This is a genomic window from Rhodopirellula maiorica SM1, assembly GCF_000346295.1.
GTDB lineage: Bacteria > Planctomycetota > Planctomycetia > Pirellulales > Pirellulaceae > Novipirellula > Novipirellula maiorica.
On the sequence record NZ_ANOG01000440.1, the window covers coordinates 1 to 2,101 of the forward strand.

The window sequence follows — 2,101 nt, forward strand, 5'->3', positions numbered from 1 at the left end:
CGGCTAACGGGATTACACCCCATCTTTGCTGCCGACCAGCTTAACCGCTCAAGCTTCGATTCTTCCCAGGCACAATCTGTAGGCCCCAATCCCCAGGCCCCAATCCCCAGGCCCCCGATATCGAGGCCCCAGCCGTCAAGCGACGCGTTCCATCGCTGCTTGTGGAACAATCAAAACGGACATCGAGATTGGGAATTGGCGTAATGTAAAGATGCTCTCGCCCCGTCTCGGCCCACCGGCCGCATAACCATGGCACCCTTAACACGGCCGCAACGGTGCCCGCCGGCGCCCTCGCATTTCTGAGCCCGCGGATACAGCATCTGCGGTCTCGAAATCCGCTGCGGATCCCGCTTCGAGTGGGCTCACATCGGCGACGATTCTGGTAACCGAATCGTGCCTCATGTTTGTGCACAAAAAACAGGCATCTCTCTTCCAACATGCCCACCTCGCATGCTTGCGTGATCCTCACAGTAGCCTAACCGGAGCAACACGAAAACAAAAAAATAAACTTAAGTCATTGCCTGACTGGAACTTGCGAAACGAAAACAGGTGACCCAAACCCATTTGGCCCACCCCATGCTTAGACACATAAGCCAGCAAGAAGGCACTCCCACTTTCTCAGCGATACAGATTTCATCATTGAATCGAGTCAGTGGAGTCGCGGTGCTTTCCTGTAAGTGTTTGGCCCGTGAGTGATTGGCACCCTCGGGCGTCATTTCATCACTGGTTTAATGATTCAAGGTTCACAGAAAGAAGGCGGATTAATGATTCACGGCTTACGAACGCCAATGCTGTCGGTATTGGTACTTTTTGGCATGTTGTTGGGGAGCGGCATCGCGCTCGCGCCGGTCGCTTCAGCTCAGGATGAGTCTGCGGCGGTTACGGAAATTGCGGAAACGATCGGTGCGGGCGACGCCGCGGCCCCCAGCGAAGAAGCGGTAGTGGAAGAGGCTGACCTAGGAGTCGGTTATGCACTGGACAACTTTGTGTTGTTCATCTGTGCTGTCTTGGTTTTGTTCATGCAAGCAGGCTTCGCGATGGTCGAAGCCGGGCTGAACTCGGCCAAGAACACCGTCAACATTCTCTACAAGAATTTGATGGACTTGGCGGTCGGAGCGTTGTTGTTCTTCACCTTCGGCTTCTCGATCATGTATGCGGGCAGTTACGTGTCCGAAGCGAACGCTTATTTCAACATGCCTCACTACGGCATCTATGAATCGACAGCCGATCGCACGTTCAGCCCGCAAGTCGACTGGTTTTTCCAAGCCGTCTTCGCTGCAACCGCAGCCACGATTGTTTCGGGTGCAGTTGCAGGACGTATGAAATTTGTTGCTTACTTGGTCTACAGCGCACTGTTGACTGGTTTGATCTACCCAATCAGCGGCTTCTGGAAATGGGGCGGCGGATGGTTGATGCAGTTCGGTGAATTGACCGCCGATGGCTACAGCATGGGCTTCCAAGACTTCGCCGGTTCGGCGGTCGTCCACATGGTCGGCGGCTTCGCAGGCCTTGCGGGTGCGATCGTTCTCGGCCCTCGCTTGGGACGATTCACAACCGATGGAAAATCGGTACCGCTTCCTGGTCACAACATTACTTTCGCTGCACTTGGCGTCCTGATCTTGTGGGTCGGTTGGTATGGGTTTAACCCCGGCAGCCAACTTGCCTTCCAAAGCACGGGCGACATTGACGCCACGGTGTTGATCGCTGTGAATACCACGCTTGCCGCTGCTGCGGGTGTTGTCGTTGCAACCATGGTCAGCTGGGTCCTGTTTGGCCATCCCGATTTGACCATGAGCCTCAATGGTGCGTTGGGTGGACTTGTCGGCATCACCGCTTGCTGTGACTGCTTTACCAACGGATGGTCGGTCGTCGTCGGTGCCGTCGCCGGTGGATTGGTCGTGTTCGGCATCATGTTGTTGGACAAACTGAAAATCGATGATCCGGTCGGTGCATGGCCGGTCCACGGACTGTGTGGAATGTGGGGATGTTTGGCGATCGGCTTGCTTCCCAACACGCACTTGGCGGGTGGCAGCACGTCGCTGATGATCCAAGCGACTGGTGTCCTTGCTTACGCAGTCTGGGCATTTGTCACGATGTTCGC

Annotated in this window: 1 protein-coding gene; it reads left to right on the plus strand. The window is 55.5% G+C overall.

All coding sequences use genetic code 11. The annotated features are described in order from the left end of the window. Positions 1–815 precede the first annotated feature (815 nt). Positions 816–2,101 (plus strand): ammonium transporter (locus RMSM_RS14045; protein WP_085980613.1); only part of this gene is annotated, 1,286 nt, incomplete at its 3' end.